This is a genomic window from candidate division KSB1 bacterium (genome assembly GCA_022562085.1).
Lineage (GTDB): Bacteria > Zhuqueibacterota > Zhuqueibacteria > Oceanimicrobiales > Oceanimicrobiaceae > Oceanimicrobium.
The window spans coordinates 1-11,300 of sequence record JADFPY010000131.1 but is presented as its reverse complement, the minus strand read 5'-3'; the positions used below and the strand labels follow the sequence as shown (position 1 = coordinate 11,300).

General features: G+C 44.1%; 9 protein-coding genes. All 9 read left to right on the top strand.

Annotated features, from left to right (window positions below; all coding sequences use genetic code 11):
• Positions 1–172: 172 nt before the first annotated feature.
• The 9 genes from IH879_12075 to iolG all read left to right on the top strand — a co-directional run bounded on the left by IH879_12075 (position 173) and on the right by iolG (position 11,120).
• Positions 173–2,029, top strand: a complete 1,857-nt coding sequence (locus IH879_12075) for an alkaline phosphatase family protein (protein ID MCH7675674.1) — start codon at positions 173–175, stop codon at positions 2,027–2,029.
• A 47-nt stretch (positions 2,030–2,076) separates the two neighbouring features.
• On the top strand, positions 2,077–3,114 hold the full coding sequence (locus tag IH879_12070) for a tetratricopeptide repeat protein (GenBank protein MCH7675673.1): 1,038 nt from the start codon (positions 2,077–2,079) through the stop codon (positions 3,112–3,114).
• 98 nt (positions 3,115–3,212) lie between these two features.
• Entirely contained in the window at positions 3,213–4,703 is a 1,491-nt protein-coding gene (locus IH879_12065; protein ID MCH7675672.1) for a sugar ABC transporter ATP-binding protein, read from the top strand.
• Complete coding sequence (locus IH879_12060; GenBank protein MCH7675671.1) at positions 4,693–5,640, top strand: ribose ABC transporter permease; 948 nt, start codon at positions 4,693–4,695, stop codon at positions 5,638–5,640. Before IH879_12065 ends, IH879_12060 begins: the two co-directional genes overlap by 11 nt.
• A 110-nt stretch (positions 5,641–5,750) precedes the next feature.
• The gene (locus IH879_12055; GenBank protein MCH7675670.1) at positions 5,751–6,695 is read left to right on the top strand and encodes a substrate-binding domain-containing protein; all 945 of its coding nucleotides are present in this window, start codon (positions 5,751–5,753) and stop codon (positions 6,693–6,695) included.
• A 428-nt stretch (positions 6,696–7,123) separates the two neighbouring features.
• Positions 7,124–7,879 carry an MBL fold metallo-hydrolase gene (locus IH879_12050; protein MCH7675669.1) on the top strand — a complete coding sequence of 252 codons (756 nt, stop codon included), beginning with the start codon at positions 7,124–7,126 and terminating at the stop codon, positions 7,877–7,879.
• 1 nt (position 7,880) lies between these two features.
• On the top strand, positions 7,881–8,762 hold the full coding sequence (locus IH879_12045; protein MCH7675668.1) for a hypothetical protein: 882 nt from the start codon (positions 7,881–7,883) through the stop codon (positions 8,760–8,762).
• 71 nt (positions 8,763–8,833) lie between these two features.
• Positions 8,834–10,021, top strand: coding sequence for an alcohol dehydrogenase catalytic domain-containing protein (locus IH879_12040; protein ID MCH7675667.1), 1,188 nt, complete (start codon positions 8,834–8,836; stop codon positions 10,019–10,021).
• An 88-nt stretch (positions 10,022–10,109) separates the two neighbouring features.
• Positions 10,110–11,120, top strand: a complete 1,011-nt coding sequence (gene iolG, locus IH879_12035; protein MCH7675666.1) for an inositol 2-dehydrogenase — start codon at positions 10,110–10,112, stop codon at positions 11,118–11,120.
• Positions 11,121–11,300 lie beyond the last annotated feature (180 nt).

The following is an 11,300-nucleotide window of genomic DNA, read 5'->3' as shown; positions in this document are numbered from 1 at the left end:
GTATTGTGCTTCGGAATCATTGCCGCGGTGTCGTATTTCTCACCGGGGCAAAAGATAAAATGGAAGGAAATGATTATTGTTGACTCTAAGAGAGTTGGATATTTTGGGCTGGTTCTTGGATCGTGTCTGGTCGCGTTAAACATCCTATTTCGCTGAGCAAAGAGAGAAATCCATGCGGATAACATTTACCGGAACAGGAGATGGGCACAGCATTCCGACCGTTGGCTTCCAGTGCAAATTGTGTACGAGAAAGAGGCATAAAATCCCCACCCTTGGGCTGGTGTTTAGGGCTGGTGAAAAACGCATCGTTCATTTTACTGATAAGGTATTGCTTTTTAGTGTATTTTGTTTTTTTAGCCTTTTTATTTCGCTCAACTCATTATTGGCTTTAGGTAGAAACACCCAAAAACCTAAATTGGTGGTCTTAATTGCTATCGATGCCTTCAGGTACGATTATCTGACCCGGTTTGAAGATCACTTCTCAACGGGCGGATTCAAATTTCTTCTGAGCCAAGGAGCTAATTTTACCAACACCCATATTAATCATCTCCGAACCTCAACGGGCCCGGGCCACGCTACCATGTTGACCGGCGCTTCAGGACACTTTTCTGGCATTGTAGATAACGAATGGTGGGATAGAAATCTACAAAAAAAGGTGAATTGCGTCGAGGATCCCACAAAACCTATTCTGGGTGATAGTAAAGGAACGAATGAGAAAACTACGGGTAGATCGCCTAAGAATTTGAACGTGACCACGGTGGGAGATGAGCTCAGGCTGTCGAATAATTTTAAATCGAAAGTCATCGGTATTTCCTACAAAGACAGAGCTGCAATTTTGCCCAGTGGCAAGTTGGCGAATGCGGCCTACTGGTTTAAAAAAAATACAGGGGATTTCATTTCCAGCAGTTTTTACATGAGTGAATTGCCGGGATGGGTAAGAGAGTTCAATAACCAGAAAATCCCGGATCAATATTTTGGACGCAATTGGGATAAACTTTTAGATGATGATGTTTATGGGCTTTCTCGTGCAGATAATTTTCCACACGAAAGGAATTACAAAGGCATCGGCATAATTTTTCCACATCAGATTGATGGGAAAACCAATGAGCCAAACAAAGACTACTATGAGGCTTTCAGCCATTCTCCCTGGGCGGATGAGCATCTGGCAGCTTTTGCTAAGGCTGTTATTGAAAATGAAAATCTTGGACAGGACGATTTTACGGATATTTTAACCATCAGTTTTTCAGCGACGGATCGTATTGGGCATCTTTTCGGACCTTACAGCGTGGAAATGCAAGATCAGGTGCTGAGAATCGATCGTGTTTTGGAAAAATTCTTCATTTTTTTAGATGAAAAGATCGGCCTGGATAAAATTGCTATCGTGTTGACTGCGGACCATGGCAGTGGACCTGTTCCTGAATACATGGCACAATTTGACGTTGAAGCCGGTAGAATTGATACCCAACAAAGGCCAAAAGGTGAAGATTCGGTTGTCATTCCTACCACGGTCGATTCAGTTCTGGATAGTGAATTTGGTCAAGCTGATTGGGTAGAAGCTTTCGTAAAACCAAATGTTTATTTGAATTATGCGGCCATTCAAAATCACAATTTAAATTTGTCCGATGTCGAAAACAAAGCCGCAGAAGCGTTGCGGCAAATTAAAGGGATTGCAGAAGTTTTTACTCGAACTCAGCTTTCCACGGGTAATCTTCCAACAAATGGAATTTCGCAAAGATACCTGAACCAATTTTATCCTGAAAGGAGCGGCGATTTGCTCATTCATTTGAAACCTTATTTTGTTACCGCTGGATACAAAAATAGCGTAGACAAAGGAGCGGATCATGAGACAGGTTATGACTATGATACACACATTCCATTAATCATTTTTGGAAAGCAGGTGAAATCCGGCACCTACAGCATGTCGGTCAATCTTAACGATTTAGCGCCTACGCTTGCAACTATGTTAGGTGTTTCCTTCCCTTCTGGTAATGAAGGGAGGGTGTTATTTGAAGCATTAAATTGGGATTAATTTTGAAAGGTTTTTTTTAGAGACTCATTAAAGAAAGTCATAAAATTATGAACAAATTAAGACTATTATTGCTCTTTAGTTTTGCAATTGGGTTTGGTTCAACTAACATCCTTGCCCAAAACAGTTCAACAACACAAATCGATGAAAAGTATGTTTCATCTATTTCCACGATGTCCGTGTTGCATTTTAAACTGGGCGATATGTACCTCGATCTTTATCGTGTCGGAGGTCAACATAAAGCTGAGAACTACGAGGCAGCAATCGAGCACTACAAAAAGGGGTTAACATTAGAGCCGGACAATGTCTATTACCATAATCGTCTCGGCTATACTTTTCATTTAGAAAGACGACTGAAAGAATCAAGTAGAGAGTACGCCAGTGCTTTAGAATTGGATCCCCCAAACGATGTCACATCCGAGGAATTGGAGCTTGTTTTGAAATTAGCGCCGAGGGTTTACATCCATACGGATGAGTTTTTCAGTTTGGAAGATGTCGTCGTTATATTCCATCCTGAAAAATCTATCATTGAATACAGCTTCTTCTGGGATGATGATATTAATTTCCCCGCGGATAACGACCCGACCGATCACGAAAAGGTCTGGATTGAATACGATCCGGAGAGCGGAGAGATTGTTAACGTCTACGCATATTTTCATAGAGCGATTTTAAGCACCAAAGAAGCGCTTGCAGATGCCAGGAAGCACAGCAGCCGGGCGCGCATAAATGTCCAATGGGGAGGACATGGTTCTCTGCCGGTTGGTTGGGAAACCATTCCATCAGCAGCTATATCGATTAAATACATGAGCCTAAACAATCCCGTGATACTCAAAGATATGCAAGAGAGATATCAGGAACATCGAATTAGTATCAGAATGCCAGACCATCCTCTTGCAAAAGAGTGGCCGAAGAAATTTGAAGGCAGTTGGGAGGACTATTCAAAGTTTACAAAATATATTGATCTTAGAAAGATAATCAAGAAGAAAAAAATGGTCATGAAGAGTCGTTGGTCGAATGCTGTGATCGATCAATATTTTCTCGATTATCAATTTTTTCCCAAGATTGCTTGGCCGACAGATGTGCCGTAAACGTTGATTATTGTCTATTGATTATCGGTGAGTAATAAAATTAAAGAGACAATTCCTTTGGTGTAATAAACTCGACGAAATAGTTGATGAAGAACGAAATCATTCTGAAAATGAAGCACATACACAAGACCTTTCCTGGCGTGGTGGCCCTGGACGATGTTCATTTAGAACTCCGCAAAGGTGAAGTACACATGCTTTTGGGAGAAAATGGCGCCGGTAAATCTACTCTGATGAAAATTTTAAGCGGAGCCTATCAAAAGACCGAGGGGCAAATTTTTCTGGAAGGCGATGAAATAGAGATAAAGAATCCCCGGCATGCCCAGGATCTCGGCATTAGTATTATCTATCAAGAATTTAATCTGATTCCGCATCTTAGCGCAGGTGAAAATATTTTTCTTGGGCGTGAACCTTATCGCAATGCAGGTGTGATCGATCAAAAAAGACTGTTTGATTCGGCGCAGAAAATTTTGAACGATTTAGGTGTTGGGATAAATGCTCATCAGCTGGTAAAAGAGTTGGGAGTCGCGCTGCAGCAAATGGTAGAAGTGGCCAAAGCTCTTTCACTGGATGCTAAAATTCTTATTATGGATGAACCCACGTCCGCGTTATCGGAAAACGAAATCAATGAGCTTTTTACTACGATTCGCAAACTGAAAGAAAAAGGGGTCTCCATAGTCTATATTTCCCACCGGATGGCAGAGTTATTTGAAATTGGCGATCAAGTCACGATTCTGCGTGATGGAAAATATATTGGCACGCATAAAATCAGTGATATCACCAGGGACGAACTTATCCGCATGATGGTTGATCGGGAGTTGAAGGAACAATTTCCCAAGCAAAAAGCGCTGATTGGTGAAGAGATCTTACGTGTCGAGGGATTAAATAGAAACGGGGTGCTGAAAGATATTAGTTTTTCCCTCCGTAAGGGCGAGGTCTTAGGGATTGCTGGCCTTATGGGATCGGGAAGGACAGAATTAGCAAGAGCTCTATTTGGCGTTGATAAAATTGATTCCGGAAGAATTTATATAAAAAATCAGCTTCAAAGTATCAAATCCCCCCGCAGTGCCATCAATTTAGGCATTGGATTTTTAACAGAAGATAGAAAGACACAAGGATTAATTTTAATTTTATCGGTAAAAGAAAATATTTGTCTCCCAAGTGTGGAAAGATTCTCTAAGATGGGAATCGTGCAAATAAAACAAGAGGCTCAGGCGGCAAATAAATATTTCAAGGCTTTACGAATCAAAACCCCAAGCTTAAATCAGAAGGTACTATTTTTAAGTGGCGGCAATCAACAAAAGGTCGTTCTGAGCAAGTGGTTATGTTGTGAAGCTGATGTCTTCATATTTGATGAACCCACTCGAGGCATTGATGTAGGCTCGAAAGTTGAAATCTATCATTTGATGAATCGACTCACTGCCGAAGGCGTGGCCATTATGATGATCTCTTCGGAATTACCGGAGATTTTGGGTATGAGTGACCGAATCTTAGTAATGCACCAGGGCCGGATTAGCGGAGAATTATCTGCTGAAGCAGCAACACAGGAAAGAATATTGAAATATGCTTTAGGGGAGGGAAATGGCAGTTAAAGATTTTTTAGCCCATTACGGCAGGCAATTCGGAACTTTGTTGGGACTCATAGGCTTGTCGATTGTTCTTTGGATCATGACGCCTTATTTTTTAACCGTTTCGAATTTATTAAACGTAGCCCAGCAAACTTCGATTAACGCCATTATCGCCGTAGGCATGACTTTTGTAATTATAACAGCAGGGATTGATTTATCTGTCGGATCTCTGGTAGCCTTTTCTGGGGTTGTTCTGGCCAGCGTCTTACAAGCAGGGGTTCCTCTGCCCATAGCCATTTTGGTCGGGTTGGGAGTAGGTCTATCCTGTGGGATGATAAATGGATTGCTGATTACGCATGGTCGGATTCCGCCATTCATTTCTACTTTAGGCATGATGAGTGTCGCCCGGGGAGCCGCTCTTTTATATACGAAAGGGAGACCGGTCTCTGGTTTTTCAGAAAACTTCCGTTATTTGGCCACGGGAGAAATCTTTCACATACCAGTTCCTGTAATCATTATGGGTGTGGTTTATATCATCGCTCACTTTGTATTGAACCGTACAAAATTGGGCCGATATGCTTATGCCATAGGCGGCAATGAGGAAGCAGCGATATTATCCGGAATAAACGTCAAACTTTATAAAACCATGGTTTACGCTCTTTGTGGCATGTTAAGTGGACTGGCGGCCCTAATTCTGACGGCGCGTTTGAATTCTGCACAACCTATTGCTGGCAACATGTACGAATTGGACGCCATCGCTGCGACCGTTATCGGTGGCACCAGTCTCATGGGAGGAGAGGGAACGGTTTTAGGAACCTTAATTGGCGCGTTAATAATGGGGGTTCTTAGAAATGGGCTGAATCTATTGGGAGTATCCTCTTTCATTCAGCAGATTGTTATCGGTTCGGTGATCATCATTGCGGTATTACTGGATATGGCTCTCAAAAAACAACGAAAGTAAGGAAGGCGTGGTAATTTGAATTGAGTACGATACAAAAGGCTAAAATAAGGCAAGTGGATGGAATCCAATTACTCCATGTCCATCATTTCTAACCAATGGGAGGATTACTAATGAGAAGATTTATTTGTTATTTTTTTATTATGATGGTTAGCTTGGGGTGCCAACGGGGTGAAAAGTCGGCTGTAGACGGCCCAACCGTAGCGCTCATAATGAAAACATTGAACAATCCCTTTTTTATCGACATGCAAAAAGGCGCAGAAGAAGCCGCGGAAAGACTGAGTGTAAATTTAATCGTACAAGCGGCTGAACGGGAGGTGGACGTAGAAAAGCAGATGCAAATTATCGAAAATCTCATTCAAAGGAAAGTGGATGTGATTTGTGTCTCTCCCAGCGGTTCAAAAGAGATCGTTCCTGCTATTGTAAAGGCGAATAAAGCAAACATTCCTGTACTAATCGTAGATACCAGGGTGGATGCCGAAGCTCTGCAAGAAGCTGGAGCCCGAATAGCTGCCTTTATAGGTTCGGATAATGTTGAAGGGGGCAGAATTGCTGGAGAGTATATCGTAAAAAAATTAGGAGGTCAAGGTAAAGTCGCTGTGCTTGAAGGCATTCCGGGTCATGAAACCGGTGACGCGAGACTGAAAGGATTTCATCAAGCGGTGGACCATGAATCTGGAATCGAAATTGTTGTTTCCCAAACAGCCAATTGGGAAAGAGATCAGGGGTTTAATGTTTTTCAAAACATTCTTCAGTCCAATCCTGATGTACAAGCTTTGTTTGCTTGCAATGATATGATGGCGCTCGGGGCTATTGAGGCTATTGCCGCCGCCAGAAAGAGTGGGGAAATCATCGTGGTGGGATTTGATGCTGTAGAGGATGCCCGGGAGTCTATACAGAAGGGCGAGATGGAAGGTTCTATTGCCCAATATCCTTCTGCAATGGGGAAATTAGCTGTCGAAACGGCCGTTGATATTATAAATGGTCAAACCGTGTCCGAATTCATTTCAACGAAAATAGAATTGATTACTAAAGAAAAATTGACGATGAATGAGTAATGTTCCTCGATATGAATGACTTAAACTGAACCGGCTGGGTTATTGTAATATGTTACGCAGTATTGCGGCCGTAACGTATTTATTACCAGGAACAAAAATAAAGTGGAAAGAGTTATTATTGTTGATTCGAGACAGGTAGGATATTTAGGTATAGTTCTTGGTGTGTGTCTGGTCGCGTTAAATATTCTATTTCGCTGAACGATAATAATAATTAACCTGGATTATTCATGAACTTTTGGGATTATTTGCTTGACCAATAAGGTTAAATCTTTTGAAGTCAGCGGATTGATAGAGTATTGGATACATGGAGTTAGGGTAAACAAATATTCAATGAGCCATTACTCCTCATGCTAAGATGTAATATTCCAGTAGTTTACTTTCGGGTCTGTTGTTCTATTTGTGAATTAACAGTCTAAGGAGATGCCTCCATGCGGATAACATTTGCCGGAACTGGAGATGGCCGTGGCATACCAGCGGTCGGCTGTCAGTGTAAACTTTGTGAGCGCGCGCGTAAAGAAGGCGGCAAAAACTATCGCCGCAGAGTCTCTGTTATTATCTCAAATGGCTCCGAGACAATTCTCTTTGATACCCCTAATTCAGTTGGACAGATGCTAAATGAAAAGTGCATATTTGACATATCAGCCATATTTCTTTCTCATAAACATTATGATCACATTGCCGGCATCACAGAATTTGAATACTGGCCGGAAAAAATTCCGGTTTATGGCAATATGTCCGTTCTCGGCAACTTTGAAGTAACCGACCGGTTGTACGAGCAATGCAAGTTTCGTGTGTTGTACGACCGGGAATCCGTCAAAGTCGGTGGAATCAAAGTAACCCCGTTCGATGTGTCGCACAAAATTCCCACCTTTGGGCTGATATTCAGGCAAAATGACAAGCGTATCGTGCATTTCAGCGATAGTGGGAATACGAAATTGTCCGACTACCAGAGGGCTCAGGTGAAACAGGCCCAACTCGTCATTTTCCATACCGTGGCCTGGGATGGCGGCACCGACCACATCGACATAATCACGGTAATCAAGATTGCCGAACGATATCCGAAAACCCGTTTTGTGATCACCCATATTGGGCATAACACTTTTCCTCATGAGGAGCTCGTGGAGAAACTGTCCCCTTACAAAAATATAACAGTGGCCTATGACGGGCTGGAAGTGAGAATATAGGATGAGTTTTGACATCATCATTTTAGGGCATTTTGCTAAAGATAAACTCATCATCCACGGCGTCGAGAAAGAGGCTTCCGGTGGCGCGGTGTATTACGGCGCCCTGGCTTTGTCGAAACTAAATATTCGCACCGCTATTATCACAATGCTCGCCAAAGCGGACTATTCTTATCTCGAAGTTTTTGAAAAAAACGGGGTGAAGATTTTTGCTTACGAAGCCGAAGCGACCAGCGGTATCAAAAATACGTATTTCTCAGAAAACAACCTGAATGAAAGAGTTTGTGAGCCCATTGCCTTTGCCGGGGAATTCAGCGAAAAGCAGATTCCGGATATCGAAACCAAAGTTTTTCACATCGGACCGATCATGGCTGGAGAGGTCTCCTTGCAGCTAATCGAATATATAACTGAGAGGTTTGACAAGGTTGCCCTCGACCTGCAGGGCGTCTTACGGGTCAGGAAAGGAAATTCTCTGATGTTTGTGGATTGGTCAGAAAAGGAGCATGGTTTGAGACGAATCCACACCATCAAAGCAGACTCGGTAGAATCCGAAGTCATCACCGGCGAGAAAGACCTGGTGAAGGCCGCCCGGATGATTTCTGATTGGGGCCCGCGGGAAGTGCTCATCACCCACAAAGACGGCGTATTGGTTTATGCGGAGGGTGATGTGTTCGAAGCCCCTTTTACACCGCAATCCTTAGACGGCCGCACCGGTCGCGGAGATACTTGCATTTCCACCTATCTGGCGAGTCGACTCACCGCTTCTCCTGAGAAGTCCTGTGCATTCGCCGCCGCCGCCACTTCTCTGAAATTGGAAAAAGAGGGACCATTTGATCGCACCCACCGTGATGTTTTAGAAAAACTGAAGGAAGACTATTGCCGTTAAACGGTCATCCGTTTTGCAACTAAAGTAAAACCAATTTACCAACCATTAATATACATGTAAGAGGTAGTATCATGAAAACTGCAACGATTTCTGCAAGTTGGGAGCCCAGAGATGATTTCAAACTCGGTTTGAAAGATGTCGAGGGTGAGATGACTTATTTAGGCAGCCGGGTCTGGAGGAATCCTCATATTGACATGGTGGAGAAAGAGGAGCCAAAACCAGGCCCAACCGAAGTGCTTCTTGAATTACAGGCCTGTGGCATCTGCGGCAGTGATGTCCACATGCGGCAGACCGACGAAGACGGCTATATTTTCTATCCGGGTCTCACTGCCTTCCCGGTGACTCTGGGCCATGAATTTTCTGGAAAGGTCGTTGAGGCTGGGAAAGATGCCATCAACAAACGCACCGGAAAAAGATATGAGATTGGAGAAGCCGTCTGCACCGAGGAGATGTTTTGGTGTGCGCAGTGTAAGCCTTGTGCCGATGGTTACCCAAATCATTGTGAAAAGCTTCAGGAAATCGGCTTTTCCTGTGATGGCGCTTTTGCAAAATATGTAGCAGTTGATGCCCGTTATCTCTGGAGTCTGGAGGGATTGCGTGATATTTATGGAGAAGAGAAGATGTGGCTTCTGGGCAGCACGGTCGAACCGACATCCGTGGCTTATAATGCGGTCATTGAACGTGGCGGCGGTATCCGGCCGGGTGAGAGTGTCGTTATCTTAGGCGGTGGACCGATTGGCGTTGCCGCCTGCTCAGTGCTGGCACAGGCAGGGGCGAGCAACGTTATCATCTCGGAACCTGCTGAGACGCGCAGAAAAATGGCCCTGTCCATGGGCGCGACTCATGCCATCGATCCCACCAAAGATAATGCAGCCGAGGCGGTACTGGAGATAACGAAAGGCATGGGCGCTAAAATTATTCTTGAAGCGACCGGCTTACCCGGTGTTGTTTGGCCTGATATTGAGAGAATCATCTGGGAAGGCAGGGCGATCAATACAACGGTTGTGGTTGTTGCCCGCGCCGATGCCAAAATTCCCTTGACCGGCGAAGTACTGCAAGTCCGGAGAGCAAGTGTCGTCGGTGCACAAGGTCATTCGGGTCACGGCACATTTCCGAATGTCATCAGTTGCATGGAGGCCGGCATGGACATGACAAAAATGATCACCAAGAAAATAGGCCTGGACGAGGTTGATGCAAATGCCGTGTTACTGCAAAAAGATCGCAACGAAGTAAAAATAACCGTGACGGATTTTGACTGAGACTCTGTTGCCAAACGGGAAACTCTGACAGGGCTCCAAACCCCTGTCAGAAGTACCCTTGCACCTTTATCGAGGTATTTAAGCAGGAATGACCAAAAGAATTAACATAGGCCTTATTGGTCTGGGACGACTCGGTAGAAATTATGCTGACTATTTTGCTAATCGTATTCCGGCCGCCAATTTAATAGCCATATCCGACATCGACCGGCAGTCGATGGATGCATGCGCAAATGAGTTTGGCATTTCCAAATGTTTTAGCGATTATCTAGATTTAGTAGCAGACAAAGAAGTCGATGCAGTCGTCATCGTTACTTCAACCAGCACCCACCGGGATATCATCCTGGCGGCTGCCAAGCATGGCAAAGCGATCTTTTGTGAAAAACCCTTGACTCTGTCTTTGCAAGAAGGCGTTGAAATCAAACAAGCCGTAGATGATGCGGGGGTGTTCTTTCACATGGGGTTTATGCGCAGATTCGATAAAGGCTATCTTGCCGCGAAACGACAAATTGAGGATGGAGTGATTGGAACCCCGGTCGTCTTCCAATCCACCACACGAGATCCTCATCCACCCCCCGTTGAGTATTTAAAAGTTAGCGGCGGTCTGTTTACCGATATGGGCATACACGATTTTGACCTGGCCCGCTGGTTTATGGGTGAGGTTGAAAATGTTTATGCCTCAGGGGCTGCGTTGGCTTACCCGGAGATAAAGGAAATCGGAGATATCGATAACGGCATCGCGAATCTCAATTTTGAGAATGGTGCCTTGGGCGTGGTAAACTTATGCCGCAATGGTATTTACGGATATCACATCCGCACCGAAATTGTGGGTACAAAGGGCACAATTAAGATCGGCTATTTGAGAGAAACGCCCATCGTGGTCATGACAAAAGAAGGCGTTTGTCACGATACGGTGCCGTTTTTTATGGAGCGGTTTACGGATGCATACATTACACAATTAGAAAATTTTGTCGAAAATATCATCCGGGAGAAAGAGCCGGCTATCACCTGTAATGATGGTGTTGAAGTTTTGAAAATCAGTTTAGCCGCAAAATCATCTTACACGAACAAGCAGGCTGTAGCAATCCGGGACTCTAATTAGTGTCCATCCGTAATCGTCATTCCCGAATGGTTTTATCGGGAATCCATTGCTATGCCCTGCCTGGATTCCCGCTTAAAGCGCGCGGGAATGACAACAAAAGGCTCTTTCCGGATGGACACTAATTAAGCCACGCGAGGAAGAGTAATGAAGAGTCATAATAATAAGGAGAGTTATCAGGTT